Source organism: Dactylosporangium sp. NPDC049140 (genome assembly GCF_040648435.1).
Map to the genome: position 1 here is coordinate 1 of NZ_JBEZDS010000086.1, position 24,342 is coordinate 24,342.

General features: G+C 69.1%; 25 protein-coding genes and 1 pseudogene. 9 read left to right on the forward strand and 17 right to left on the reverse strand.

The window, feature by feature from the left end:
* The first annotated feature begins 621 nt into the window (after positions 1 to 621).
* Positions 622 to 840 (forward strand): hypothetical protein, encoded by a 219-nt coding sequence (locus tag AB0B76_RS56180; protein WP_360393821.1) that lies wholly within the window; start codon positions 622 to 624, stop codon positions 838 to 840.
* Positions 841 to 1,096: 256 nt separating this feature from the next.
* Here the strand turns inward: AB0B76_RS56180 and AB0B76_RS56185 are convergent, their stop codons facing one another.
* From AB0B76_RS56185 to AB0B76_RS56220, 8 genes are all read right to left on the reverse strand, one after another.
* Complete coding sequence (locus AB0B76_RS56185; RefSeq protein ID WP_360393824.1) at positions 1,097 to 2,722, reverse strand: beta-N-acetylhexosaminidase; 1,626 nt, start codon at positions 2,720 to 2,722, stop codon at positions 1,097 to 1,099.
* 5 nt (positions 2,723 to 2,727) lie between these two features.
* The gene (locus AB0B76_RS56190; RefSeq protein ID WP_360393827.1) at positions 2,728 to 3,564 is read right to left on the reverse strand and encodes a carbohydrate ABC transporter permease; all 837 of its coding nucleotides are present in this window, start codon (positions 3,562 to 3,564) and stop codon (positions 2,728 to 2,730) included.
* Entirely contained in the window at positions 3,561 to 4,511 is a 951-nt protein-coding gene (locus tag AB0B76_RS56195; RefSeq protein ID WP_360393830.1) for a sugar ABC transporter permease, read from the reverse strand. The genes AB0B76_RS56190 and AB0B76_RS56195 overlap by 4 nt, the downstream gene beginning before the upstream one ends.
* Positions 4,512 to 4,517: 6 nt before the next feature.
* Complete coding sequence (locus AB0B76_RS56200; protein ID WP_360393833.1) at positions 4,518 to 5,819, reverse strand: extracellular solute-binding protein; 1,302 nt, start codon at positions 5,817 to 5,819, stop codon at positions 4,518 to 4,520.
* A gap of 109 nt (positions 5,820 to 5,928) precedes the next feature.
* A complete protein-coding gene (locus tag AB0B76_RS56205) occupies positions 5,929 to 7,173 on the reverse strand; it encodes an alanine racemase (protein ID WP_360393835.1) in 1,245 nt (414 codons plus the stop codon).
* On the reverse strand, positions 7,170 to 7,547 hold the full coding sequence (locus AB0B76_RS56210; RefSeq protein WP_360393838.1) for a RidA family protein: 378 nt from the start codon (positions 7,545 to 7,547) through the stop codon (positions 7,170 to 7,172). The genes AB0B76_RS56205 and AB0B76_RS56210 overlap by 4 nt, the downstream gene beginning before the upstream one ends.
* The gene (locus AB0B76_RS56215) at positions 7,544 to 8,842 is read right to left on the reverse strand and encodes an amidohydrolase/deacetylase family metallohydrolase (protein ID WP_360393840.1); all 1,299 of its coding nucleotides are present in this window, start codon (positions 8,840 to 8,842) and stop codon (positions 7,544 to 7,546) included. Before AB0B76_RS56215 ends, AB0B76_RS56210 begins: the two co-directional genes overlap by 4 nt.
* 50 nt (positions 8,843 to 8,892) lie before the next feature.
* On the reverse strand, positions 8,893 to 10,206 hold the full coding sequence (locus tag AB0B76_RS56220) for a winged helix-turn-helix domain-containing protein (RefSeq protein WP_360393843.1): 1,314 nt from the start codon (positions 10,204 to 10,206) through the stop codon (positions 8,893 to 8,895).
* 333 nt (positions 10,207 to 10,539) lie between these two features.
* On the opposite strand from AB0B76_RS56220, the gene AB0B76_RS56225 reads away from it, so the two are divergent.
* Together AB0B76_RS56225 and AB0B76_RS56230 are read left to right on the forward strand one after the other, a co-directional pair.
* The gene (locus AB0B76_RS56225; protein WP_360393846.1) at positions 10,540 to 11,121 is read left to right on the forward strand and encodes an IS607 family transposase; all 582 of its coding nucleotides are present in this window, start codon (positions 10,540 to 10,542) and stop codon (positions 11,119 to 11,121) included.
* Positions 11,118 to 11,606 carry a helix-turn-helix domain-containing protein gene (locus AB0B76_RS56230; protein WP_360393849.1) on the forward strand — a complete coding sequence of 163 codons (489 nt, stop codon included), beginning with the start codon at positions 11,118 to 11,120 and terminating at the stop codon, positions 11,604 to 11,606. The genes AB0B76_RS56225 and AB0B76_RS56230 overlap by 4 nt, the downstream gene beginning before the upstream one ends.
* Before the next feature lie 71 nt (positions 11,607 to 11,677).
* On the opposite strand, the pseudogene AB0B76_RS56235 reads toward AB0B76_RS56230, so the two are convergent.
* A pseudogene (locus AB0B76_RS56235) lies at positions 11,678 to 11,836 on the reverse strand (IS701 family transposase); the annotation flags it as partial.
* Between the two features lie 240 nt (positions 11,837 to 12,076).
* Positions 12,077 to 12,361 carry a hypothetical protein gene (locus AB0B76_RS56240; RefSeq protein ID WP_360393852.1) on the reverse strand — a complete coding sequence of 95 codons (285 nt, stop codon included), beginning with the start codon at positions 12,359 to 12,361 and terminating at the stop codon, positions 12,077 to 12,079.
* A 116-nt stretch (positions 12,362 to 12,477) separates the two neighbouring features.
* Here AB0B76_RS56240 and AB0B76_RS56245 point away from each other — a divergent pair, with 116 nt between their 5' ends.
* Positions 12,478 to 13,878: an IS110 family transposase gene (locus tag AB0B76_RS56245; protein ID WP_360393855.1), complete on the forward strand. Its 1,401-nt coding sequence runs from the start codon at positions 12,478 to 12,480 to the stop codon at positions 13,876 to 13,878.
* A 408-nt stretch (positions 13,879 to 14,286) separates the two neighbouring features.
* Here AB0B76_RS56245 and AB0B76_RS56250 read toward each other — a convergent pair whose 3' ends face one another.
* Entirely contained in the window at positions 14,287 to 14,709 is a 423-nt protein-coding gene (locus AB0B76_RS56250) for a hypothetical protein (protein ID WP_360393858.1), read from the reverse strand.
* 398 nt (positions 14,710 to 15,107) lie between these two features.
* Here AB0B76_RS56250 and AB0B76_RS56255 point away from each other — a divergent pair, with 398 nt between their 5' ends.
* Together AB0B76_RS56255 and AB0B76_RS56260 are read left to right on the forward strand one after the other, a co-directional pair.
* Positions 15,108 to 15,440 (forward strand): hypothetical protein, encoded by a 333-nt coding sequence (locus tag AB0B76_RS56255; RefSeq protein WP_360393861.1) that lies wholly within the window; start codon positions 15,108 to 15,110, stop codon positions 15,438 to 15,440.
* A 136-nt stretch (positions 15,441 to 15,576) separates the two neighbouring features.
* The gene (locus AB0B76_RS56260; RefSeq protein ID WP_360393864.1) at positions 15,577 to 16,137 is read left to right on the forward strand and encodes a hypothetical protein; all 561 of its coding nucleotides are present in this window, start codon (positions 15,577 to 15,579) and stop codon (positions 16,135 to 16,137) included.
* A gap of 298 nt (positions 16,138 to 16,435) precedes the next feature.
* Here the strand turns inward: AB0B76_RS56260 and AB0B76_RS56265 are convergent, their stop codons facing one another.
* From AB0B76_RS56265 to AB0B76_RS56280, 4 genes are all read right to left on the reverse strand, one after another.
* Complete coding sequence (locus AB0B76_RS56265) at positions 16,436 to 17,191, reverse strand: DUF4253 domain-containing protein (protein WP_360393867.1); 756 nt, start codon at positions 17,189 to 17,191, stop codon at positions 16,436 to 16,438.
* Positions 17,192 to 17,337: 146 nt separating this feature from the next.
* On the reverse strand, positions 17,338 to 17,724 hold the full coding sequence (locus tag AB0B76_RS56270; RefSeq protein ID WP_360393870.1) for a hypothetical protein: 387 nt from the start codon (positions 17,722 to 17,724) through the stop codon (positions 17,338 to 17,340).
* 70 nt (positions 17,725 to 17,794) lie between these two features.
* The gene (locus tag AB0B76_RS56275) at positions 17,795 to 18,604 is read right to left on the reverse strand and encodes a hypothetical protein (RefSeq protein WP_360393873.1); all 810 of its coding nucleotides are present in this window, start codon (positions 18,602 to 18,604) and stop codon (positions 17,795 to 17,797) included.
* Between the two features lie 832 nt (positions 18,605 to 19,436).
* On the reverse strand, positions 19,437 to 19,820 hold the full coding sequence (locus tag AB0B76_RS56280) for a transposase (protein WP_360393876.1): 384 nt from the start codon (positions 19,818 to 19,820) through the stop codon (positions 19,437 to 19,439).
* On the opposite strand from AB0B76_RS56280, the gene AB0B76_RS56285 reads away from it, so the two are divergent.
* Positions 19,748 to 20,158 (forward strand): hypothetical protein, encoded by a 411-nt coding sequence (locus AB0B76_RS56285; RefSeq protein ID WP_360393890.1) that lies wholly within the window; start codon positions 19,748 to 19,750, stop codon positions 20,156 to 20,158. The two genes, AB0B76_RS56280 and AB0B76_RS56285, sit on opposite strands and share 73 nt — an antisense overlap.
* Positions 20,159 to 20,551: 393 nt before the next feature.
* Here the strand turns inward: AB0B76_RS56285 and AB0B76_RS56290 are convergent, their stop codons facing one another.
* Entirely contained in the window at positions 20,552 to 21,754 is a 1,203-nt protein-coding gene (locus AB0B76_RS56290; protein ID WP_360393879.1) for an NADP-dependent oxidoreductase, read from the reverse strand.
* Between the two features lie 23 nt (positions 21,755 to 21,777).
* Entirely contained in the window at positions 21,778 to 22,689 is a 912-nt protein-coding gene (locus AB0B76_RS56295; protein ID WP_360393882.1) for an NADP-dependent oxidoreductase, read from the reverse strand.
* A 295-nt stretch (positions 22,690 to 22,984) separates the two neighbouring features.
* On the opposite strand from AB0B76_RS56295, the gene AB0B76_RS56300 reads away from it, so the two are divergent.
* A complete protein-coding gene (locus tag AB0B76_RS56300; RefSeq protein ID WP_360393885.1) occupies positions 22,985 to 23,596 on the forward strand; it encodes a TetR family transcriptional regulator in 612 nt (203 codons plus the stop codon).
* Between the two features lie 187 nt (positions 23,597 to 23,783).
* Positions 23,784 to 24,284, forward strand: a complete 501-nt coding sequence (locus tag AB0B76_RS56305; RefSeq protein ID WP_360393887.1) for an alpha/beta hydrolase fold domain-containing protein — start codon at positions 23,784 to 23,786, stop codon at positions 24,282 to 24,284.
* Positions 24,285 to 24,342 lie beyond the last annotated feature (58 nt).

A 24,342-nucleotide genomic window follows, 5' to 3' on the forward strand; every position in this document is an offset into this window, starting at 1 on the left:
CCCCTGGCCCGCAACCGACAACGCCTGACGACAGCAACCGTGGAGAGCCCGTTGCGCCGAGACGCGCACGGCGGGTTCGGCGAGCGGCCTGGAGACCCGGACCAGCGGCAACACTGACACCGCGCTCCAGGCCGACTCAACTAGTCAGATGCTCAAGCCATCTCATCCCCCACATTGGCTCTCTCACCAAACGTGCTGTTTCGCAAGGCCCCGTACTCCAAAAGCGCCACACGTATCCGCAGGTCCACGCGATCTCCCGCGACTTCCGTTGGCGTCGCTCTGCCGCGACGATGCCCGCGTGCTGTATCGGTGCGGGCGGTGCTCGACAGGTGCGCGGCATCCGATCACGTCCGGAACACGACGCGATCGCAGACCGCCCCGCTTGGCCCTCGCGCAACACGCCGCCCGATGCCCTCGACTGGCCATGATCAGGAAGGCCGCTCCTTCGTCGGCTGGCACCGCCACGTCACCCTCACCGTCCTCGCTCAAGCCTTCTGCACCCTGCTCCGCCTGGACCCAAAAGCGGCTGCGCCGGCCTGACCCTCTACGCCGTGCTGCGCGAGCTGTAACTGCTGCTTGCCGTCATGGTCGGCGCATGCCGTCTCTGCAAACGCCCATTTCATGACACAACCTAACAAAGCACTACTAGCCCGGTTGCCGACCGCCGACGCGCAGGGCATCCTGCTGATCACCTGCGTCCCCGACCGCGGCGACCTAGCCGCACTCGCGGAGCGGGTCCCGGTACCGGCGGTCGTCGTGCGGACTGGGCCGACCGGGCAGATACCGCCCCTCGGGCCGTTCCTCGACCGGTTCCGCTCCCCGGTTCCGCAGCAGCGTTGACCGCTGAGCCCATCCTGGTACCGACACGGGGCTACAGCAGTTCCTCGGCCGCACGGTCAACCTGACCGTCACCGTCGACTCCCTGCACAAGGTGCCCGAGACCGACGAGTCGAACAACGTCATGCACGTTGCGCTCGCCCTCCCGGCGACGTGGCCGGCGGCCGACACGGCCCTACCGTGCCGAGCGGTCTGATCAGGCGGCGAAGGCGGGTGCGAGCGAGCTGCGCCTTCCCGCTCCAGACCGGACCGTGTTACTTCAAGATCCGTCAGATAGCCTGGCGATGCGGGCGGTCATGATCGCGAGCTCCGCCTCGCGGGCCGCTCGGTCCTTGGGCCAGCCCTGTGCGTCGGGGCGGGTCTGCCAGGGCAGCGGACCTGCATCCGGCCGATACTCCACACCGAGCGCGTCCAGCCGGCCCAGATGCGTGGCCAGCCGGTGCCGGAAGGCGGCCAGGTCCCGCCCCGGCGCCGACCATACGGTCTCGGCGAACGCGCACAGCCGGGGAAACGCCGCGTAGTCGACGGCTCGCGCGGACGGGAGATGCTCGGTCCAGATGTTGCACTGCGCGCCGAGCACCCGGTCCCGCTGGGCACCGGTGAGCTGCGCGGGCACCGGCTCGAAGGCGTAGACCTCGTCGACACCGAGCACCGTGCCGACCGGGATCGGCTCGTCGGGGTGGTCGGACTGCCGGTAGTCCAGGTACACCGAGGTGTCCGGGCACAGCACGACGTCGTGGCCGGCGTGGGCCGCGGCCAGTGCGCCGACGGTCCCTCGCCACGAGGCCACGGTCGCGCCCGGCGCGAGTCCGCCCTCGAGGATCTCGTCCCAGCCGTAGAGGCGCCGGCCGCGCGCGGTCAGGTACTCGTCGAACTGCCGGACGAACCAGCTCTGCAGCTCGTCCTCGTCGCGCAGGCCGAGCGCCCGGATCCGTTCCTGCGCGTGCGGGCTCGCCCGCCACTCGTCCTTCGGGCACTCGTCGCCGCCGATGCCGATGAACGGGCCGGGAAACAGCTCGAGAACCTCGTCGAGGACGTGCCGGTAGAAGTCGAGCGTTGGGTCGGCGACGTTGAGGACCCGGCTGGAGATACCCCAGCTCGTGGACACCTCGACGGGCGCGGCGGTGTTGCCCAGCATGGGGTACGCCGCTATGGCCGCCTGGGAGTGCCCCGGGATGTCGATCTCCGGCACGACGGTGACGAACCGCTCCGCCGCGTAGGCGACGATCTCCCGGACGTCGTCCTGCGTGTAGTAGCCGCCGTGCGGCCGGCCGTCGAAGCGCCCGTGCTGCCTGGAGCCGACCATCGACTCGCGGCGCCAGGCGCCGACGCGGGTCAGCTCGGGGTACCGCCGGATCTCCAGACGCCAGCCCTGGTCGTCGGTGAGGTGCAGATGCAGCACGTTGAGCTTGTGTACCGCAAGCAGGTCGATGAAGCGCAGCACGTCGGCCTTGGGCAGGAAGTGCCGGGCCACGTCCAGCATGGCGCCGCGCCAGCCGAACCGCGGCGCGTCGGAGATCTCGGCGCATGGGACGAGCCATCGCGCACCGGCGAGGGCGGCTCTCCGGTACACCATGGACGGCATCAGCTGCCGGAGCGTCTGGGCGCCGTAGAAGACGCCGGCGGGGTCACCACCCACAATGGACACCCGGTCCGGCTCGACCCGCAGCCGGTACCCCTCGGCGGGCTCGGCGTCGGACAGGGCGAGCGTGATGGCGTCCGGGCCCGGCGGGCCGGCCGGCAGCGGCAGCCCGGTGGGCGGCGACAGCTCGCCGCGCAACCACCGCGCGACCCCGTCGAGGGCCGGTGGCGCCGCGATGACCGTCCCGCCGTCGAGCCGGAACGCGTCCTCGCCGATCGAGCACCGCGATGGCAGCGGAAGCACCGTGCTCAATCCTTCACCGCCCCACCCAGGCCGGACACCAGCCGGCGTTGCACGAAGACGAAGAACACCAGGACCGGCAGCGTCATCAGCGTCGAGGCCGCCATGATGCCGCCCCAGTCGTTCTCGTCCGGTTTGAAGAAGACCAGCAGCGCCGCGGGGAGGGTCTGGTTCTGGCTGGCGCTGATGATGAACGTCTTGGCGAAGATGAAGTCGTTCCACGCGGTGATGAACGAGAACACGCTCGTCGCGGCCAGTCCGGGGGCGACCAGCGGGAAGAGGATCCGCCACAGGATGGTGCCCCGGCTCGCGCCGTCGATGAGCGCCGCCTCTTCCAGTGCGTCGGGCACGGCGGCGACGAATCCGCGCAGCATCCAGATCGCGAACGGCAGGCTGAACGCCAGCTGGACCAGCACCAGCGAGGCGAGTGTGTTGAGTCCGATGCCCGGCACGGTGCGGCCGAGGTCGCGGAACTCGAAGAACAGCGGGATCGTGAGCGCCTCCACCGGCACCATCTGCGCGACGATGAAGATGACGAGAATGGTGGTACGGAAGCGGAAGCGGAACTTCGTCAGCGCGACGGCGGCGAGAAACGCGATCGCGGCGGACAGCACGACCACGCACAGCGCTACGACGGCGCTGTTGAGGAAGTACCGGCCGAACCCGCTGACGCCGAGCGCGTTGCGGAAGTGTTCGAGCGTCGGGTGCCAGGTCCACGGCCGCGGATGGGCCGACTCGATCTCGCCGGTCGGCTTGAGCGCCGACAGGACCATCCAGTAGATCGGGAACGCGGTCACCACCGCGGCCGCTACGGCAACGGTGTTGGGCAGCCAGCGGTGTCTCATAGCGCTTCTCCGGTACGGCGCAGCGCGCGCAGGTAGAGCAGCGTGACGACGACGAGGATCGCGGTCATGACGACGCCGATCGCCGAGCCGAGGCCGTACTGCGAGGAGGCGAACGCCTTTTGGTAGGCGTACACGTTGAGCACCATGTTCTGCCCCGCGATGCCGCCGCCCCCGGTCATCACGTACACCTGCGTGAAGACTTTGAAGTCCCAGATGATCGACTGGATGACCACGATGGTGATGATCGGGCGGAGGATCGGCACGATGACGCGCCGCCACGCGCGCCACGGCCCGGCGCCGTCGAGCTCGGCGGCTTCGAGCACGGACTTGGGCACGGCCTGGATCCCGGCGTACAGGGTCACCATGACGAACGGGAACGAGTGCCAGACGATGACGGCGCCGATCAGCGCGAACGCCACATTGCGGTCGTAGAGCCAGTTGTAGCCGTCCAGCCCGAGCACCTCGTTGACCAGCCCGAGGTTGGTGTCGAAGAGGAACATCCAGACCACGGAGCCGGTCATCGCGGGCGCGGCCCACGCAGCGAGAGCGGCGAAGGACAGCATCAGCCGCGGGACGCGGCCGACCCGGGTCAGCAGCACGGCGAGTGCCGCGCCGACGGCGAGCGTGGCGAGGACGCAGGCCGCGGCGAACCCGACCGTCTGGGCGAGCACGGTCCAGAACTCGCCGTCGGCGAGCAGGGTCGTGTAGTTGCCGGCGCCGAGAAACCGGGCCGGCACTCCCCCGCTGACCTGTGGCTGACCGAACTCCAATGTGGACAGCAGGCCGAGCTGGTACAGCGGGTACACGAACAGCGGCACGAGGACCGCGAGGGTCGGCAACAGCAGCCACAGCGGCACGAGCCGGCTGCCCCGCCGCCCGCCGCGGCGGCGGGCCCGGGAGGTCCCGGGCTCCGCCGTCGCGGTTCTGGCCAGCAGTGTGGACGTCACCGGCTGCTACTTACCCGCGAACGCGTTGGTCATCAACGTATTGGCCTCGTCGGTCGCCTGGTCGACGGTCGCCTTGCCAGTGATGACCTTCTGGAGCATGTTGATGACGATCTTCTGCGAGTCGATGGTCGTCCACGCCGCATCGGCGGGCACGAAGCGGGTGCCGGCGGCGATGGTGTCGATGAAGGGTTTGAGGAACGGGTCCTTCGCGACCACCTCGGCCCGGGCGGACGTCATGGTCGGCAGGTCGCCCAGCGCGTCGTACAACTTGAGCTGGTACTTCTTGCTGGCGAGCAACTCCGCGAACTGTACCGCCAGGGTGCGATGCTTGGTCGACTTCATGATGCCGAGGTTGTTGCCGCCGGCGAAGGCGGGCGCGATCGAGCCCGGCTTGACGCCCGGCAGCGGCACGACGGCGTATTTGCCCTTGGCCGCACCGGCGTCGATGGCGCTGCGGTTGAAGTTGCCGATGATGCCCATGCCCGCGGTGCCGGCCGCGAAGGTGGAGACGGTCTTGCCGCCGGTCAGGTCGACGCACTGCTGCGCCGGGCAGATGTCGGGGGTGAAGAGGTCGGTGTAGGCCTTGACGCCGGCCTTCGAGGACGCCGAGTTGATCGTCGCGGTGTACGTGGCGCCCGACTTGGTGGCGAGGTCACCGCCGGCGTCCCAGACGAACGGCAGGGCGCCGAAGACGTACTGCCCGCCGACGGTGATACCGACCATGTCGGGGTGCGCCGCCCGGACCTTCTTGGCGGCGGCGAGCAGTTCCGCGTACGAGGTAGGCGGGGCGATGCCGAGCGCGGTGAAGATGTCGGTGCGGTAGTACAGCGCCCGGACGCCGACCCACCACGGCAGCCCGTAGGCCTTGTCGGCGACGGTCACCGTATTCACCATGTCGGCCGGCAGGTCGGCCTTCTCCGACCAGGCGTCGAGGTCCTTCGTGATGTCAGCCATCCCGCCCGCCGCGACGTATCCGGACAGGTCGGTGCTGCCGAACTCGGTGACGTCGGGCGCGCTCGACGGGTCGTTGAAGGCGCCCTTGAACTTGGCGGCGCGGGCCGCCGCATCGGTGGCCAGGTAACTGACGTCGACGGTGACGCCCTTGTGCGCGGCCGTGAACTCGGCCACGACCTCGTTGACCAGCGCCTCCTTCGGTGCCCGGCCGGCCTCGTCGAAGAGCCACACCCGCAGGGTGCCGGTCTTCTCGTCGCCGGTGTCGGAGGGCTGCGCCGTCGAGGGCGCGCACGCCCCGAGGGCGAGCACGGCAGCCAGGAGCGGACCGCTGGCGAGCATGAGTTTGCGTCTCACGGGGGCACCTCTCTCGCGTAGCGCGTTTAACGAACTAGGTTCGGAAATAGTTCGTAGTTCAGAGTTGCTTCATCCTGCGCGCCCTGCCGCGCCCGGTCAAGAGGTAGCGTCAGAAGTACGTGTCGATGAGGTCGGTGACCGCGTAGTCGTCTTCGATCACGGGAATGACCCGCCACTTGTCGAAGGCCGTGCACGGGTGGGAGATGCCGAAGCAGACCAGGTCACCCGGGTGTAGCCGGGCCCCCGGGCCGAGCCCGAGGTACGTGTGGTGGTCGTTGAGCCGGCGGACCTCGATGCCCCGAGCCGGCTCGACCGTGCCGTCCCGGCGCCGCACGCGCAGCGGTACCGGCAGCCCCTCGTCGTACGGCGCCTCCCGCTTGCCCATGCCCACGATCGCAAGGCCGTCCTCGGGCGTGGAGGTCACCTGGGCCCAGATCTCCAGGGCGGCGTCGAGCGAGCCCTCCTCGGGGATCCGCCGGAACGGCGTCCACCCGCGGTAGATCCCGTCGTCGTGCGACACGTACGCGCCGCTGCGCAACACTGTCCACAGCGCTCGGCCGGGCAGCCACGCGCCGCCGAGGTGCGCCGGCACGAGGTCGAAATACCGGCTGCCGCCGGCGGTGACGATCACGTCGTCGCCCAGCAGGCCTTTGCCGGCCAGTTCCAGGGTCGCCGCGCGCACCGAGGCGAGGTACGCCGCCGCATCGTCCACAGTAGACAGTCCACCCTCGTAACCCGCCACGCCGGCCAGTTCGACGCCCGGTGCGGCTACTGCGGCGCGCGCCACCGCGGTGAGCTCGGTGACGGTACGGCACCCCGTACGGCCGCCGGGATGCCCCAACTCGACCAGCACCCGCAGCGGCCGGTCCGCGTCAACGGCCGCCGCCGCTATCGCCGCCACCCCGTCCGCCGAGTCGACGAAACACAGGAACTCGAACCCGTGCCGCACCTCCCCGGCCAGCCAGCGCAGCGGTGTCGGGTCGAGCAGTTCGTTGGCGAGCAGCACGCGCGGCACGCCGAGCCGGCGCATGGCGAGCACCTGGTTGGCGGTCGCCGCACTGATCCCCCACGCCCCGGCGCGCAGCTGCGCGGCGAACAGCGAAGGCGCCATCGTGGACTTCCCGTGCGGTGCGAACGCCAGGCCGTGGCGGACGCAGTACGCGGCGAGGGTGTCGATGTTGTGCGCGATGGCGGTCCGCCGGGCCACCATGACCGGCCAGGTGAACGCGCCGCCGAACAGGTCGTGCCGGGCCGCCGCGAACTCCTCCGCCGTCCACGCATCGTCGGGCTGCCAGAACCCCTTCGTGCGCCAGTCGACACCGGTCCCGCCTCCGATCCGCTCCGGACCGCTCACGGCTTGCTGAGTACCGCGTCGATCTCGATGTCGAAGCCGTCCAGCGCGACCGGGATCGTCGTGCGGGCCGGCAGGTTCTCGGTACCGAAGAACTCGACGTAGATCTCGTTGAGCTCCGTGAAGTGCACGAAGTCGCGAAGGTAGACCCCGACCCGCACGGCCTGGGACAGATCGGTGCCCGCGGCCTCAGCGACCCGGGCAAGGTTGGTGAAGGCGGCGCGCGCCTGTTCGGCGAACGAGCCGCGCACCCACGTGCCGTCGGGCCGCACCGGGCACGCGCCGGCGAGGAACACCAGGCCTCCGGCGATGACCGCCTGCGAGTAGGGCCCGCCGGGCGGCGCGGCCAGGTCGGTGGAGACCACCTGCTTGCTCATGTCCACGATCGCCTCTCGTCATCAGGTGTACGGGCTGGGCGCGGGAACTGCTCGGTCAGCTCGTCGGCGCCCACGAGCGGAGCGGTGAGCAGGTTACGGACGCTGCCGGCGCGGCGGCGCACGGCGGACCGCTGCGCATCCGTCAGCGGCACCCAGGGCCGGGGCTCCGGCGGGAGCCCCGGCGGCAACAGCCGACCGGCCACGTACGTCGCCTCGTTGACCAGCCGCTGCCGGGCCGTGCGGCGCTGCTGGTGCGAGTCGACGACCTCGAAACTGCCATCCTCCACGGCGAAGACGGCGAGGTCGGCCGGCGCGCCGACGGCCAGCGTGCCGGCGCCGCCGGGCAGGTCCAGCGCCCGCGCCGGCCGCACGGTGGCCGCCGCGACGACGTCGTTGAGCGGGAGGCCGACCGCGAGGAGTTTCGCCATAGTCGTCGGGAGGTCGAACACCGGCCCGTACAGGCATCGCGCGTGCAGGTCCGACGAGACCGTGTGCGGGACCAGCCCGGCCTCGAGCTGCGCTTCGAGCACGTCGAACGCGAACCCGCCCGAGCCGTGCCCGAGGTCGAACAGCACGCCCGCCTCGTACGCCTCCCGCAGCGCCGGCTCGACGCCGCCCCGGCCGACGACACCGTCGGCGATGCCGCTGGCGCAGTGCGTCAGGATGTCGCCGGGGCGCAGCAGCGGCAGCAACGCGTCGACGGTCGGCGGCGCCACGCCGATGTGCACCATCACCGGTACGCCGACGGCCTGCGCGACCTCGACGGCCCGGCGTAGCGGTTCCAGCCCGTGCTCGCCGACGTTGTGGTGGTCCATCCGGACCTTGACACCGAAGACGAGGTCGCGGTTCGCGGCGATGGTCGCGATCGCCAGGTCGACGTCGCAGTTGCGCAGGTCGCGGCTCTCCCCCGTGGGTCCGGTGAGCCCGATCGCGGAGATGTTGAGCAGTGCCGGCACGCGGACCCGGAAGCCCTCGGCGGCGGCGCGCAGCGCATCGAGCGTGTACGCCCCGGCCGAACCGGCGTCGACCCAGGTGGTGACGCCGGTGTACCAGGCGATCGGGTCGGGGGCGACCCCCCAGTAGGTGGCACCGGGGTGCACATGGGTGTGCAGGTCGATCAGGCCGGGAACCACGAGCTTGCCGCTGACGTCGACAACCTCGCGGGCATGCGCGCGCGGGAGCCCGGAGCCGACGGCCGCCACCCGGCCGCCACGCACCGCCACGTCGGCGCGCTCGGTGTGCCCACCGCCGGCGTCGATGACGTCGCCGCCGGTCAGCAGCAGATCGTAGGACATGATCCTCCCCGTCGTTCTGATCTTCGACGTGCCCGCGTGCAGAGCATCGGTCACTCGTCTTCCGCGCCGCGGATCGCCTCGCCGATGGCCAGGCGGTACAGCCGAGTGGGCCGGCCCTTGCGGTGGACCTGGGCGCTGCCCTCATCGGTGACCAGCCCAGACTCGCTCAGCTTGCGGATGAGCCGGCGACCGCTGGGCTCGGTGATGCCGAGCGACTTGGCCAGGTCGCCCGGTGAGATCAGCCGGCCTTCGAGGCCGCTTTCGAGCGCGGCGAGCCGCGACAGGGTCGCCGGGCTCAGGCCCGCGCCGCGCGACAGGTGCTCGATGCTGGCGCCGTGCTCGCGGTACGTGAAGGTGAGCGGCGACCCGCCCGGGCTCATCGGGCCGATGATGACCCCGCTGTCCTCGATGAGGTACGCGCTGGGCCGGTCCTCCTGCTCGGCCCGCGCAGCGGCGCGCTCGGCCAGCAGTACCGACGTCCGGGCCGAGGCGCCAACGCCGAACCCGGCGGCGACCCGGATGCCGAGCGTCTCCTGCGCCTGGGCGAGCGCGGGCAGAGAGACCCAGTTGTGCGTCACGCTCTCGAACAACGCCTGGTGCGCGAGGACCACCACACCGCGCCGGTCCCGGTTCTCGATCCACGCGTCGGCGAACTCCGGGGTGTTGACCAGCAGGTTCATCACGCCGACGCGGGAGCGGTCGAGGTCGGCCGCCGCGTCGCGGCTGACCACCACGAAGACTCCGGCGGCGAAGCGCAGCGCGGTCGCCCGCTTCGACTGGATGCGCAGCGCGAGCTCGTGCAGCTGGGCGCGGATGGTGGCCGGGCCCGGGACGCCGCTCAGCACCGGTATCACGTCGGACAGCCGCGCGGTGACGGCCGTGCGCAGGCTGATGACATAGCGACCGCCGGAACGGTCGAGGTGGCGCCGGTGGAAGTCGACGATCTCCTCGACGCTCTGCGTCGGGTCGTACGGCAGGCAGGCCACCTCGCCGGCGTCCAGATCGAGCGCCCGGACGACCTCGTCGACGGTCTCCTGGTCGAACGTGTCGATGCTGACCGGGGTCGGCGCCCAGCCACGGGCCAGCGCCCGGCAGAACGCGATGGACAGGTCGAGTCCCGCGGAGCGGACCACCGCCACGGACAGGTCGTCGGGCAGCAGGTCCCGGCATTTCGCATACGGCACCGGCCCGAGCATCAGCCCGTCCAGGTGTCCGCCGCCCAACAGTTCCTCGACGCCGGGCCGGATGGCCGCCTCGTGCTCATACGTGACCCATGCGATGCTCACGCCGGAGAGCGTGCGGGCAGCGTCCTCGAAGACGGCGCGGTGACTCGCGTGGAGCACGAGCCCGATCACGATCGGCATGACACCTCATTTCGAACCAGGTTCTAAAGTAGTTCGTTGTTCGTTGCATCGTAGGTCCCACCGCAACATGCACGCAACCTCGCCTTATGGCGGCTAGGGCTCATCCGGACACCCGCGTGGCCGGGACCCGGCTGCGGGAGATCGCCGGAGGCGCGGCACCATAGCGGCGTGACCCCAGGCTGACGGTGCCCGGACCAGTCCCGGCTCATCGACCGCCGCATGGCCCTGGCCCGCGAGTGGGACGAGCTCGTCGAGCAAGTCCGGGACTTGAAGGGCAAGCACTGTTAGCACGTTGGTCGTCAATAGTGCTCACTAGTTGGCTATAGTGGCGGTGTGAATTTGAAGGAGTGGGCATCGGCCACCGGAATCTCGTACGCGACCACGCGGCGGCGGTACGAGTCCGGGACGCTGCCTGTTCCTGCGTACCGGCTCGGCCGTCTGATCATGGTTGGCGAGCCGGTCGCGGGCGGGATTGCTGGTACCGGTCAGACCGCGGTGTACGCCCGGGTGTCGTCGGCCGACCAGAAGCCGGACTTGGACCGGCAGGTCGCCCGGGTCACGGTGTGGGCCACCGGCCAGCGCCTCGTCGTGGATCGCGTGGTGACCGAGGTTGGTTCTGCGCTCAACGGGCACCGCAAGAAGTTCCTTGCCCTGCTGCGCGATCCGGCCGTGTCGACCATCGTGGTCGAACACCGCGACCGATTCGCCCGCTTCGGCGCCGAGTACGTGGAAGCGGCCCTGACCGCGCAAGGCAGGCGGCTGCTGGTCGTCGATCCGGCCGGGGTCGACGACGACCTTGTGCGCGATGTGACCGAAATCCTGACATCACTCTGCGCTCGGCTGTACGGTCGCCGGGCTGCCGCGAACCGTGCCCGCCGTGCGGTTGAGGCCGCCATCGAGGGTGGACCGGCGTGAAGACGATCCAGGCGTACCGGTTCGCCCTCGACCTAACCCCCGGCCAGGAGCGTGACGTGCTCGCGCACGCTGGCGCCGCGCGGGTCGCGCACAACTGGGCACTCGCCCAGGTCAAGGCGGTCATGGACCAGCGTGCCGCGGAAAGCAGCTACGGCGTGTCGGACGCACTCTTGACGCCGCCGCTGTCGTGGTCTCTCGCCGCGCTACGCAAGACATGGAACCGGGCGAAAGCCGAGGTCGCGCCGTGGTGGAGCGAGGTGTCGAAAGAGGCGTTCAACACCGGCCTCGATGCCCTCGCTCGCGCCTTGCAGAACTGGGCCGATTCGCGCACCGGCAAGCGCGCCGGCCGCACGGTCGGTTTCCCCCGGTTCAAGTCCCGCCACCGCACCACGCCGTCGGTGCGGTTCACGACCGGTTCACGACCGGCGCGATCCGGGTCGAGCCGGACCGCAAGTACGTGGTGCTGCCGAGGCTGGGCCGGTTGAAGCTGCACGAGTCCGCGCGCAAGCTCGCCCGCCGCATCGACAACGGCACCGCCCGGATCCCACCGGGCCGCGTTGAGCAGCCGCTGCATCTTGTCGGGGGTACGGTCACCGGCCGCTTCGGCGAGGGTCCAGCCGTTCTTCTCCGCCAGTGGCGACAACAGCCCGAGCAGATACCTGCGGGCCTGCCGACGCGGCTCGACTCGACCGAACCGGGGCGCCAGAACCGCCATGAGATCATCAAACGCCGACATCCAGCCGGGTACCGCGTCGACCGACACGAGCCGACAGTCTACATAGGACGATCAACATTCCCGACTCGACCCGGCCGACGCCGAAACAACCGCTGACCTGGCCGAACGTCAAGCACGAAAATGCGGCTGGAGTACTAAAGACCGGCTCCGCCTACGGACAACTGCCGAGCGCCCGCATCGCGGCAGATCCGGATGCCTGACGGTGTCGCGCGGCCTCGGTCAGGACAGCTGTCGCGGAGCGCCCCGTTCCCACCAGTCGCGGGGCGGCTGCGCGCTGATGATCTCCGCGGCGATCTCCACCTGACCGTAATTGCAGTACTTCCAAAGCTCCTTCGCCGCTCGCGAGTACTGGAACAGCACTCGGTCAACGTCGAAGGCGTCGAGCTCTCCGGCACGGTAGCGGTCGACAGCCTCACCGACGCGGGCGACAAGCCCGCCCAACTCGGCCTCGTGGTACGCAGTAACCACCTCGCGCGCCGCCCGTCGCTCCGCCTTGTCAGACACGGACACGAGACTACGCAGTGACGCGGGCGCAGGCGCTCTACTAACCGGGACCGCACCGGATCGCGGCATAGAAAGACGTTCTGCGTGTCGATGCAGGATGTAGGAACGTCCTCCTGATGCGCTTGTCGGGCTTGGTGTCCCATCGCAGGAGGAGGACGTTCGTGGGTAACGGTAGCGGTGTGTCGCGTGGTGATCGCAACCGCAATACGCGGCTGGCCCGGTTGCGGGACCTGGTGCCGTTGTCGAACGCGATCGTCGGGATCGATCTGGCCGACGCCAAGGAGGTGGTCGTCGTTACCGATCACGATTCGAACGTGCTTGCCCGCAAGACGTTCCGGTGCCGGGCGTGGAATCTCGGTGTCGCGCTGGACTGGGCGGCGGCTCAGGCAGCCGGGAAAGGGTTCACCGGGGTGACGGTGGCGTGCGAACCGACCGGTCACCGGTGGCGGGTTGTGGGTCAGCTCGCTGCGCAGCGGCAGATGCCGTTCGTGTGTGTCCAGCCGATGCTGACCTCGTGGGCGCGGCGCAGTGAGGACCTGACGTTCGACAAGACCGACGAGAAGGACGCGGTCCTGATCGCCCGGCTGACCACGCAGCTGCGCTGCTATGTGCCGGAACCGGTCGACGAAACCTGGGGCCGGCTGCGGCATCTCGGAGCGCGTCGGGAACAACTCCTGGTCGAGGCGGTCAGCCAGGTGCAGCAGATCCGCGCGTTGCTGGAGTGCGTCTGGCCGGCCGCGCTCGACGCCACCCGCCAGCCGTTTCGGTCCTCGACCTGGACCGCCGCGATCAGCGTCGTGCTGGACCGCGACCACGGTGACCTGACCCTGACCCGCCGCCGCGGCGTGACCCGGTTCGAGCAGCTGGTCCGCCGGGAAGTCCTGCGCCGCGGCCGGCAACGACCATGTCTGCGCATCGTGCAGCAGGTATTCGCCGCGCTGAGCGACTCGGCAGGAGTGATCGCCCACCGCCCGGGTGCCCTGGAACGGGTCGCGCTGCTGCTGGGCGACTGGCTGGAGACCCGGCGGCGGCTGGCGGACACCGAAGCCCGCATGACCAGCGTGCTGGACAAACTGCAGCTGACCGGCCTGGTCACCTCAATCACCGGACTCTCCGCGGTCGGCGCGGCGGCGATCCTGGCCGAAACCGGCGACCCGAAACGCTTCGCCACCGCCCGCGCGCTGGTCAAACACGCCGGCCTCGCACCCCGGGAAAAGCTGTCCGGCACGTGCAAAGGCCGAACGAAGCTGACCGGACAAGGCCGCCCCGGACTCCGGCTGGCCGCCTGGCGCGCCGTCTGGGGCGCGCTACGCCCCAACCCCGTCTACGCCGCCCGGTTCGCCCACCTGACCACCCGCGAACACAACAAACTCACCGTCACCCAGGCCCAAGCCGTGATCGCCGCGGCGATCCTGCGCCACCTGCACGCCGTCATCACCACCGGCAAACCCTGGAACCCGCTCACCGCCACCTACGGCACCCAACAGCACCCGACAGCACTGCCTATCGCCGCCTGACGGCCAGGCGAGCCAAGCTGGGTCGGGGCAAGCCCCACGCGGCATTGAGGAACCACCGTTACCTCGACGCTCATCATGGGCAGCCCCACCCGTCGTCCCACCAACCCGATTACACGCTGCCGGGACGAACCCCATTACCGCTATGCCGGGACAGACGACGGACGAGGCACCGACCCCACAGGGCTTGACACAAAACGACTTACGCTGATGAGCGCGCACCCGATCGATCACTGGCCCAGTGCGAGAGGTCGAAGAGGTAACAGCGCGCTGGCATGGCGAAGAGTGGACCTGACGGCCACTGCACGTTGTGCTGTTCGCCGTGCTCTTGCCGAGGGATGTGGTCGTGGTCCTTGTGTGTAGGACGTCGGCGTGTACAGCGGCTGCGTTGCGCTGCACTGGAAGTTCGCGCTATCCGGCAGGGGCGAACCGGTTTCGGCGCCGGGTAGGGCGTATGGTGCGGACCAGGCGGGTGATCGTGACGGTGAGGACCGCTGCCCCGCCGAAAGCCCAGGCGGTCGATCCGATGGCGGTGCTCACGCCTGGGGGGCGAAAAGCCTGGCTCGGGGCCCACGGGTACGTGACGGCAGAGACGGTCACGTCCTCCTCGTCGACGCCGTCGATGGTCACTGGCCGCGGTAAACCGCCGTCATAAGGGGTGAAGTCGCCCCAGCAGGTGGGGCCGTGACGGGGTAGTCCGGTGCCGCAGTCCGTCGTGGTGACGCTGCCGCCAACGCCTATGCCCGGCACGAACGCGAGCAGCCACAGTATGCCGAACGCCAGCAGGCCCGGACCAATGATGAAGCCCGCGAAAATTGCGGCGCGTTGGCGCATGGGTGCCACTGTAAGCCCCGCAGACGACCCGGCGTTGCGGTCACGTGGTTTGCAAGCTGACGGCACGGGCTGCCGCAACACGGCCCGGGAATCCTGTCGTCACGTTGAGAATGCGACGCAGGAGTTCAGGCTTGCCCTTGGCGGAGTGCGCTGTCATCGGCAGGACAGGAACCCTCGGCGACCCGAACGCTGTCACTCGCCGTGACGACCGCTGGCGCGCCGCCGCGCGAAGCTCGCGGCATGAGCGCGCACGTGATCTTGAGAACGGGCGTGGCGCGCTGCCGTTGCGGACGCTTTTGAGGTGCCACGAGTCGACGGATTGCGGGATGGCTGCCGCAATGCCGGCAGCCATGCCAGACTTCCGCTGTTGGTGCGCGGCTGATCGGTTCGGAGAAGGCATGCCCGCGACGATGACCCACCGCAATGGCGGCATGGACGACTACGCGGCGCACCTGCTGCCAGCGTTGGTGGCCGAGTTGGACGCCTACGAAGACGACGAGCATCCTGACATTGCGGTGTCCCACGAGAGTGGGTGGACGTTGTCCGCGTTTCCGAGCGGTCTCCTGGTCTGGGAGAACGTCGACGCTGATGATGAGGACGAGCGTTCCGCAGCCGCGCCGCGCCACCTCCGTGACGTTCCGCGGGAGCGTCTGTCGGAGCTGCTGGCGCTCTGTGGCGACGGCCGCCTTGACGAGCTCGAACGCCTTCCTTGGCGTGTTGGCTACTCCTGACTGGTGCTGGCATCGGAGATAACGCACCCAGGCATTTGTCATGTAACGCGTGTCGTCAACAAACGAACGATGAGCCCTTGTCTGCGGCAGACCAATGCATGTGACCCTGCGGCTTGGGCGACGGTACGCTCCGCCGGTGATGTTGCCCGATGAGGAACGCGAGCGACTGCTTACCCTGTACCGGAACCGGGTCAACGCCTATCCAGGCGTAGGCGCCGACTATGGCCAGCGGTGGCGAAGCTGGTGCCGGATGCTGCTGTCACGCGGCGGTTCCCTCGTCGTCCCACCAGGCGTTGTCGAATCTGACCTCGATGAGTTGCTGGCGCGTGCAGCGGTGCACGGACCGGCCGTCCGCTTCCTTCTGGGCGACGCCGGCGAGTGTCATCGCAATGTAGCGACGCTGTGGATCGACGGAGCGATCGAGTCGATCGGCACGGGCTACGGCCTATCCGACGATGGCTTGTGGCGGCAGCACTCCTGGGGAGTCGACCCGGACGGTGTCGTGGTGGAGACCACCGATCCGCGTCGTGTGTACGTGGGCATCGTTCTGCCAGCTCGGGGGCCGAGCATGCAGTTCGCTGGGAGCAACGCCCAGAAGCATCTGAAGACGGTGCTCCAACGACGCGACGAACGAGCCCCCGAACTGATCGGCATGATTTGCGAACTGGCGGCGCTCACGCGACATCGAACTGGCTGATCCTTCTTTCGGGTGGCTGACGACGAGTGCCACTGAATGCCCTCATCTCCGCATGTCCGTGAGCCGGCCGACAAACTCCAAGCCGCGCCTTCGGTGCCGAGCCTGCTACCCGCAGTGACAAGAGCTGACCGGCCGCCGCGCACCAACGGCGGCAGATGAGTGCGCCCGTTTTGTGTATGACCTTGATTGCCCGGTTCGTGGCAAGGTTCGCGCGTTGGGTTGTTTTCGAGACGTTCCGCTGATGGGCGCCGTTGGGCTGTGGCGCTGTACGCGATGGCCGGCCGTCGTGATGGGACGTTCAGTCCCACCAGAACGTCCACCATCGTGCGTCGATGAGGTGCGGTGCGTAGTCGCCGATGGTGTGCGGGTGGCTCTGCCAGAGGTTGTCCGGGCAGAACGCGAAATGTTCTGCAGCCAGGTGCAGCGCCGTATCGAGATCTCCTGGCGGAGCGGCGACGCTCACGGTGAGCGTGTTGATGTTGGCGGCGACCACGCTGACGCCGAACCGGTCCTCCCACGAGCGCAGCACGGCCGAGAACTTGGCGGTGTCGTTGTCGTAGTTGACCGGACCCGCCCAGCCCATGTTGGCCAGCACGTCGGCGCCGCGGACGGCGGGTACCAGGCCCAGCCGGGCATCGACGAGCCGGCCGCCGTCCAGCAGCGCGCGGGTCAGGTCGTCGGCGCAGCCGCGCGGATCTTCGCGCGGCTTGCCGGCCGGCGCGATACGTGGCCAGCGTTGACCGAACGGGCTGGTAGTGCTTGCCAGACCGTTGCGGGTGTACCGGTGCCAGAAGCCAGCCAGCACGAGGGCAGCGTCGTGGATGTCCGGGCTGCCAGCCAGATCAGGAAAGAGCTCAAGGGGATCGCCATAGAGCAATACGGGCCACAGCCCTGTCGCTGGGTGCGCTGCCCGCAGTTGCTGGACCAGGTCGGCGGTGGGCGGCTCATCGCTACACCAGAGCATCGCGGGCCGGCTGCCGTCGACGAACGGGACTTCCCGGCCGAGCGGCAACGGGATCGGACACGACGCCAACGTCTGCAGCAGCACGGGCATCCCCAATCGCGGTAGTACGCATCGGCACCACACAAATACAAGACCCGCCAACCGGCGGCAACTGAATCACGAGCCGGACCTGCCGGCGCCATCTCCTGCAGCCGCGCCCGCCGCGCTCCCGCAGCGGCAGATGCGCGCACCCATCGTCACCACGATGACGGCCAGCGCCTTGTCCAGCGGCGCCTCGCCGTGCGGCGGGGTGGTTCCCTGGTCTCCAGCACGACGGTCCGGGGCAGCCGGCTCGTCCAGTCCGCCAGCGTCGCCGGCAGCTGCGACGCGGCGCAGCCGCCCGGGCAGACCTCCACGCCGCTGGGCAGCGGATCGGGGTTCGGCGCCGGGCGCGCCGCGTCGGCGGCCTCCCGTTCGGCGGTCGTCCGGTTGGCCGAGCGCAGGTCGAGGCCGATGTAGACGGCCGCGCCGACGAGCACCGCCGCGGCCTCGGCGGCCGAGACGATCAGGATTCGCCACGACCGCGGCGGTTCCGGCAGCGGGTCGTCGTCGTCCTCGATTACATCCCCGTGAATGTCAGACATGGCGGTGTTGATACCACAATCCGACCGGCGGCGCCCGCACGAGGATGCGGGCGCCGCCGGGCCGGGATCGTCAGTTGTTGAAGAAGCCGTACACGGTGGCCGGCGCCTCGATCACGGCGTTGCCCGTGGGCTTGGCCGGCACCGTGGCGGAGCCGTACTGGGTCACGGTCAGCTTCAGCTGGTACGCCTTCTTGTCGCCCGCGGCCGGCACGTCGATGAGCAGTTCGGCGAGGCGCCCCTGCGCGTCGAGGGTCGCGGTGAACGGCACGCTGGCCGCCTTGTTCGCCAGCGCCTTGATGACGTCCTCGTCGGTCATCGGCGAGCCCGCACCCTTGGCGAGGTCGAGCGTGCCCTTGTACTTGCGGTCGCCGGCCGCCTGCACCGACTGCGCGCTCTGCAGCAGCGCCTTGAGGTCGAGCATGTCGGTCTCGTCGGCCGACAGGCCCAGGCTCTCGGCGTCCTTGACCTTCGAGCGGTCGAGGTGCATCCACGTCTTGCCGTTCCCCTGCGCCACGCCGTAGATCTCGGCCATCGCGCCCAGGTCCAGCTTCACGTAGGCGTCCGGCTCGATCAGCAGCACCTCCATCGTGATACTGAAGCCCTGACCGGAGCCGCCGATCTTCAGGTACGCCTGCTTCTTGGGCGTGTCGATCGCGGCCTGCCCGGTGCTGTCCAGGCCGGCGAAGTCCACCGAGTACACGCCCTTCTCGTACCCCGCCAGCGCGCCGGCCAGCACGTCCTTGGGCTCGGGGGCCTTGGAGCTGGCCGCGGTGGCGGCGGGCGTGGCGGCGCCGTCGTTCTTGTCGGCGCAGGCGCCGGCCCCGAAAATCACGGAGGCCGCGACGATCAGCGTCGCGGCCCGTCCGAATGCATGCTTCATTGAGTTGTTCCTCCTTCATTGAGTTCTTCCTCGAAGGGGATTTGGCCAGCAGATCGTACTGTGCCGGCGGGCGTCGCCGCTGCCCCGCTGCCGACCCCCCACACCCTGGACGCCGCCGGTCAGGGCGCGAGCCGGGCCACCGCACCGGTCTCGAGCGCCGCCCAGACGGCGCCGTCGGGGCCGACGGTGACTCGCGCGCCGGGCTCGGCAGGTCGTACTCGTCGATCGCGCCCGCGGCGCTGATGTGCCCGATCCGGTTGGCGGCCCACAGCGTGAACCAGCAGCCCCCGTCCGGGTCACCGACGATGGCGTGCGGCCGCGCGGCGCGGTCCGGCAGCGGGAACTCCCGGATGCTGCCGTCGGGCACGAGCCGCCCGGCGTGCACCATGGTGATCCACAGCGCCGCGTCCGGCCCGGAGGACGCTGTTGCATTGAGCGATCGAGTTGAGCGAGCACCGGATATTCTTCGTCGCGAAGTCCGCCGGAGGCCGGCTGTCGCTGTGCAGCACCCCCTTCTGCTGTCCGTTATATCCAGTTTCGTTGCCGCCACGGCACACGAACGCGGACCTCGGCCGAAATTCTTGCGGCAGGCGATCTTGACGATGGCTCAATGCAACAGCGCCGACGGCAGTCCATAGATCATTCTGTTAGGACTTGTTAGCCCTGATCCACCGATGAGGTTTGATGTCGGCTGGTCTGGATTCATGATCTTGGGCGTGGTTCGGGTCGTGCGGGGGTGACCGGCCGGGTTGCCGGTGCGCTCGATGGTTTGGCGGGGTTTGGTGTCATGGGTGGCCGGCGTCGGCTGCGTGTGACTGTCTGTTGTGGACTGTCAGGCGGGTGGGGCGTGCGCGGTGGTGAACAGTCGTCGCCAGTTGTGTTGCCAGGGCCAGCGTTCGGGCAGGTGGATCGTGACCTCGCGGGCGTGTCGGGTGATCCTGCCGGCGACGTTGATCAGGTGCCGGCGGATGGTGGCGGCGCGGGCGGTGTGGTGCGGCCGGCCGGCCAGGGTGGGGGCGGCGCGGGTGAGGTTGTGCGCGATCGCGATGCAGGACAGCCAGGCGTTGTTGGCGTTGAACCGGCCGGACGGCAGGTGAGCCAGGGGTCCGTCGATGAGTTCGGCGAAGACTGTTCGATGATGGCGTGACCACGGTGCTGGGCGTCGGCCTGGACCAGCAGGTACCGGCTGTCGGTAAACGCGGCGTGGTAGCGCCACACGGTGAACAGTTCGCCCTGTTCGTCCACTGTGGATTTGTTCAGGTCGGGGACGCGACGGACGATGAGCCGGGCGGTGACCTCGTGGCGGGTGCCTTGGAACGCGGTGTAGGTGGTTTCGGCGATGTGCGCGCGGGAGATGAACCGCTGCTACTCGTCGTCCCAGACCGGTTGCGGATAGCGGATTTCGGTCCAGGTGTCCTCGCCGATGGTGGCGATCGCCGCACGGACCGTGGCGTCGATTCGGACCGTGATCGAGAACCGCACCCTGGCTCGCGAGGGCATCATCGCATCCAGCCCGCCACACTCACGTCAATCCCGTCGGTGGATCAGGGCTGAGTGCGCCTTACTATTCGCCATCTGTGAGTAAGCATGTGACATCGGGCGGTTGGGGCGAGTGGTGGGCGCGCGGCACGTGTCTCTTGCTGCTTGCCGACCAGGTTGCGCTGACCGAGCCGCTGAGGCCCGCGATCCTCTCAGCGCACAGAGTGGAGCCCCCGCGAGGTGAAAATAACCCGATTAGAAGAGCACTGACTCACCATCTTCACTGAAGTTACCTCAGTAAGAATTCGCCAGGTAGCGGTGTTCGAAGTGGGTCAGGACGAGTGTCGCGCTGCGATGCAGACAGTCCGACATTTGGCCAAGCGCGACCAGCGACCTGAGCGGATGCCAACGGGAAGGGCTACGCGCGCGAGTGGCCTGTCTCGTTCCGTCGCACTCTCGCGGTGAGCTTCAGATGCGGATCAAGGTCTTGCCGCGGGCCCCGCCCTGTCGGGCGGCCGCGACCGCCTCGGGCGCCTGTTGCAGAGCAACCTCCCGGTCGACTGGAACCTCCAGGCGCCCGGCGGCGAGTCGTTCGCTGACCCGCCGCAGACGTGCGGGCTTGTCGTCGAGAACGTAGTTGATCGCGATGATCCGCTTCTGCGCGGCGAGTTCGTCGGTCACGCCGGAGGCGATGGACACGACGCGCCCGCCGTCGCGCAGATGGCGTACGGCGGCGGCGAGGCCCTCGGGATCCCCCACCAGATCGAGCACCCCGTGCACGCCCCCGGGTGCGACGGTTGTGAGCTCATCATCGACCGTGTGCGTGCCGTAGTCGATTGTCTCGGCGGCGCCGAGGCGCTGGATCTGTTCACGGGCGTCGGCGCGGGCGGTGGCGATGACGGTCAGGCCGGTCTGCGCGGCCAGTTGGGTGGCGAGGACGCCGACCCCGCCGGTGGCGCCGAGGATGAGCAGGCTCTGGCCGGCCTGGCAGCCAAGCTGCTCCAGTGCCCCGTCCGCCGTCATGCCGGCGGTCGGAAGCGCGGCGGCCAGACGCGGGTCGACACCGTCGGGAACCGTCTGCAGCGCCCCGAAGGCGGGCTGTTCCACGATTGTGAGGCGCTGCGCATAGGTCCCGAACGCGAGAACATCGCCCCAGAACTGGCCATGAATGAGGTCGCCCACGGCGAACCGCTGAACGCCCGCTCCGAGGGCCTGGATCCGGCCAACCCCGTCGAAGCCCAGGATCAGCGGGAAGCGGTGCTTCGTAAACCGGGTCAAGGCGCCGGCGGTGGCCGCCCAGTCGACTGGATTGATCGATGCGAACTGCAGACCGACGAGTATCTCGCCCGGACCTGGCTCGGGTTCGGGCAGGTCGAGGACCCGCGGCGGATCCCCGAAGCTGTTGACAGCGACCGCTTTCATGTTCTCGTCCTTTCGTTCGGCCTCCGCGCCCTCCGCTGCGTCGCGCCCGGCGGACGGCGGCATGAGTTCGCGAACGGCAACCTGGTTGTGTCGAACTTGATGCTCAGCGCCTTCGCGCGCGAGACCGAGCGCGAGGGACCGGCCGATACCCTGCGCGTACGATCGCAACTCGTTGGCGCACGACCGCAACAGCGCGTCAAGCGGCCGCACAAATTGCCGCGCGCGGCCGGTCCAGTCGGATGGGTGCATACGGGCAGCGCTGTCGAGCTTCGCTAAAAAGTCAGCACAATTCTCCCCCGGACGCCGCCCGCCTCGACTCGACGATGCGCGTCTGCGGCTTTCTCCGCAGGGAGCACGTCGGCTACTCGTGGCGTGAGTGCGCCGTCTTCGGCAGCCCGCCGAAGCGCGTCGAGTTTGGCCTGTGAGTGGTAGTCGTCATAGACCCAGGCGGCCTCGTATCGGATGTCACGGGTGGGTGCTCCTTTCCAGCGGCGAAGGGAGACGAACGCGCCTCCGTCGCACAGTGCCGGCACGACCTTCTCGTGCAACAAGGCGGTGTCGGCCACCGCGGCCACGCCGCCGGGGAGGACCGCGCGAATCCGGGCCGCGATGCCGTCGCCTCGATCGATGATGTGGTCGGGTCTCAGGGACTGGATCAGGGCAACATCCTTGGGCGCCGCATCCGCGATCACGATCAGGCCTTGCCTCTTGGCGAGTTGGATCACGTAGCTGCCGACCATCCCGGCAGCTCCGGTCACCGCGATGCTCTGGCCTGGGCGCAAGGACATGAGTTCGAGGATCTGGATCGCAGTGAGACCGTTCATCGGCAGGGTGGACGCCTGCTCGAACGACATGCTCACGGGGATGCGCGCGATGGAGTCGTCCGGGGCGATGAGGTACTCGGCGTACGCTCCTCCGTGCTCGGACATGGGTATGGCCATGGCCATGACCGCATCACCGATCTGCCACGTGCTGCCCGTACCGAGCGCGTCGATCACGCCTGCGGCTTCCGCGCCGGGGATGTATGGCGGGTGCCCGCTCCCGACCCCCAGCAGGCCAGTTCGACGTGAGATGTCCGTCGGATTGACGGCGGCGGCCCGGATACGGATCCGAACCTCTCCGGCATCGGGACGAGGATCTGGAAGGTCGTAAACGCCGAGGACCTCCGGCCCTCCGAACTCCATGAATCCGACTGCTCTCATGAGGCGATCAACTCCCATTGACGCGTCCGGTCCGTAGGGTGCCAACGTCGATCCACGGCGGTGATGGCGGCGGCCGGATTCCCCATCGCCCAGCGCGATCTGACCATGTTGCGCGGGCCAGCCACACATGGCCGTGATCGCCAACCGGCAACCTCGTTCTCCGGTCGAGGGCCTCACTCTGAGCGGCGCCCGGACCAACGCCAACGTTGGCGTTGGCTAGGCAACCGTAGCACCCGGCATTCACCAACGACAACGTTGGTGGCGGTACGCTGGACTCATGAGGCGGACCGTCGAAGAAACGCGGCAGCGACTTCGGGCGGCTGCGTCCGCCGAGTTCGCCGAGCACGGCGTCGACGGCACGACCATGACGAGGATCGCCAGCCGGGCCGGGATCAACAAGGAACGGCTCTATGCCTACTTCGGTGACAAGGACGCGCTCTTCGACGAGGTGCTCACCGAAGCGCTCGAGGAGCTCTCGCGGGCTGTCGCTCCGGAAGGACTCCGGTTCGACGATCTGGGCGAGTTCGCCGGGCGTACCTTCGACTACTACCGGCAGCACCCAGAACTGGCCCGCCTGCTCCAGTGGGAAGGCCTACGCGGTGCCGCCCCAGTGAACGCGACGACGCGCATGACCCACTACGAACGCAAGGTCGCCGCGACGGCACAAGCGCAGCGGGACGGTGTCATCGACGACCGGATCGACGCCGGTCACCTCATGTTCATGGTCATCGGACTCGCGGCCTGGTGGTTCGCCGTCCCGCAGCTCGCCACCATGCTGACCGGGAACGATGCCGACGCGCCCAGCGAACACGCACGGCGGCGCGCGTTCGTGGTGGAGGCCGCTCATCGGCTGGCCGGCGTCAAGCCGGAGCTCTCACCGCCGTCCTGAAGTCCGTCTCGTGGTGTCGCCGGGCTCGGCGGCCGTAACGCCGGCGCCGCGCGGCGCACTCGGCTTCTGCGCCAAGCGCGGCATCAAGCCCTGACACCGACAGGGCCGCCCTCGTCGCGGCGGTCCTCACCAGCCTGATCACAGAAGCGATCGTCGCCCGTACAGCTACACCGAGGACTACGTCAACTTGCTCGGCGGCTCGTTCGTCGGGGAGTTCCGCGGCTTCCTCATCTCCTCACCCCTGTGGTGGCTGATGAGCAACGCGCGGACCGTCTCCGGAGCGTTCGTCGCCGGCGGCGGTCTGACCGTGACGACCACCCTCGCCGCCAGAACGGCGGGCCTGCCGATGCCTGGCGCCATCGTCGCGTTCTCGCCTGGCCTCGACCACACCCGTTCGGGCGTCAGCATGGACACCAAGGCCGGCCTCGACCCCTTCTTCACCCGCGAGGGCATGGCCCATACCGGCGACCTCTACCTCGCCGGGCAGGACCCGAACCAAGAATTGCTCACGCCGGCCGTCCTGACCGGAGCCAGAACCGCGGAGCTGCTTCCGACGAGACGACGCCGCGCTCGTCACGGGCGGATGGGGTACCTGCGAGACACCCAGCAACGGAAACCGGTCAGCGCCGAAGCCACTACCACCGCCGGATCGGGTGCTGTTGCGTTCGCCGATCGGAAGGCGCGTTGAGCTTCAGGTACGCCGAGCTCAGATTGCGGTGGCGAGCTCGCGGAACGCCGCGGCGATG

Bases quoted from the DNA above. Each gene is read 5' to 3' on its own strand.
- AB0B76_RS56210 (WP_360393838.1), bottom strand. From the start codon at position 7,547: ATGAGCAAGCAGGTGGTCTCCACCGACCTGGCCGCGCCGCCCGGCGGG.
- AB0B76_RS56180 (WP_360393821.1), top strand. From the start codon at position 622: ATGACACAACCTAACAAAGCACTACTAGCCCGGTTGCCGACCGCCGAC.
- AB0B76_RS56265 (WP_360393867.1), bottom strand. From the start codon at position 17,191: ATGCCCGTGCTGCTGCAGACGTTGGCGTCGTGTCCGATCCCGTTGCCG.
- AB0B76_RS56275 (WP_360393873.1), bottom strand. From the start codon at position 18,604: ATGAAGCATGCATTCGGACGGGCCGCGACGCTGATCGTCGCGGCCTCC.
- AB0B76_RS56270 (WP_360393870.1), bottom strand. From the start codon at position 17,724: ATGTCTGACATTCACGGGGATGTAATCGAGGACGACGACGACCCGCTG.
- AB0B76_RS56300 (WP_360393885.1), top strand. From the start codon at position 22,985: ATGAGGCGGACCGTCGAAGAAACGCGGCAGCGACTTCGGGCGGCTGCG.
- AB0B76_RS56190 (WP_360393827.1), bottom strand. From the start codon at position 3,564: ATGAGACACCGCTGGCTGCCCAACACCGTTGCCGTAGCGGCCGCGGTG.
- AB0B76_RS56215 (WP_360393840.1), bottom strand. From the start codon at position 8,842: ATGTCCTACGATCTGCTGCTGACCGGCGGCGACGTCATCGACGCCGGC.
- AB0B76_RS56220 (WP_360393843.1), bottom strand. From the start codon at position 10,206: ATGCCGATCGTGATCGGGCTCGTGCTCCACGCGAGTCACCGCGCCGTC.
- AB0B76_RS56290 (WP_360393879.1), bottom strand. From the start codon at position 21,754: ATGCACCCATCCGACTGGACCGGCCGCGCGCGGCAATTTGTGCGGCCG.
- AB0B76_RS56250 (WP_360393858.1), bottom strand. From the start codon at position 14,709: ATGCGCCAACGCGCCGCAATTTTCGCGGGCTTCATCATTGGTCCGGGC.
- AB0B76_RS56245 (WP_360393855.1), top strand. From the start codon at position 12,478: ATGCGCTTGTCGGGCTTGGTGTCCCATCGCAGGAGGAGGACGTTCGTG.
- AB0B76_RS56295 (WP_360393882.1), bottom strand. From the start codon at position 22,689: ATGGAGTTCGGAGGGCCGGAGGTCCTCGGCGTTTACGACCTTCCAGAT.
- AB0B76_RS56255 (WP_360393861.1), top strand. From the start codon at position 15,108: ATGCCCGCGACGATGACCCACCGCAATGGCGGCATGGACGACTACGCG.